The following is a 641-nucleotide window of genomic DNA, read 5'->3' as shown; positions in this document are numbered from 1 at the left end:
TCTCACGGAGTACCCCCTGGTGCCGGTATTTCGAACATCGTTCGCAAACTCGGCCAGAACATAGATCCTGCACCTGCCCGGGTCAACGCTTCTGTCACAAAAGGCGACTTGAGGCCTCGAGGGTGGCGGAAACCGGGGCTCCGGCGCTCGGACTCGGACAGGTCGGATGTATTGACGCACCCCGTTTCGCCCACCTATTGTCTGCCCGATCTTGCGAACACAGTTCGACATATCGCACAACTCGGCTGGTGGGACGGCGAGTTGGCTGTGTCGGCTGCCCCGGCCGACCACCGGGAGAAACGCCGCCGGGCAGCACCGGCCGTCGCCGGGACGCCACCGGCCGTCCTGCTCCGCCGCGCCCCACCGCACTCGGATCAGTCCACCGCATCGCCCGGCCCCGCCGTCCCCACACGGCAGAACGACAGGAGATGTGCATGTCCGCGCTTCGCGCCCGGCTGTCGGCGATACTGCTCGCCGCGTGCCTCCTCTTCACCGGCCAGACCCTGGCCGCACCGGACCGGGCGGCCGCCGCCGACCCCGGCTACCTGATGGCGCACTTCATCGGCGAGGGGGCGACCGGCCAGCAGATCTACTTCTCGCACAGCGCGGACGGCCTCCGCTGGCGTGATCTCAACGGCGGC

1 pseudogene is annotated in these 641 nt (G+C 68.5%); it reads left to right on the top strand.

Going from position 1 to position 641, the window contains the following annotated elements:
- Positions 1-434 precede the first annotated feature (434 nt).
- Positions 435-641 (top strand): annotated as a pseudogene (locus ICC28_RS40080) (1,4-beta-xylanase); the annotation flags it as partial.

It is taken from the genome of Streptomyces sp. TRM68416 (assembly GCF_014596915.1).
In the GTDB taxonomy this organism is placed as follows: Bacteria; Actinomycetota; Actinomycetes; order Streptomycetales; family Streptomycetaceae; genus Streptomyces.
The sequence above is the reverse complement of the archived record's forward strand: the minus strand, read 5'-3'. Positions and strand labels throughout refer to the sequence as shown.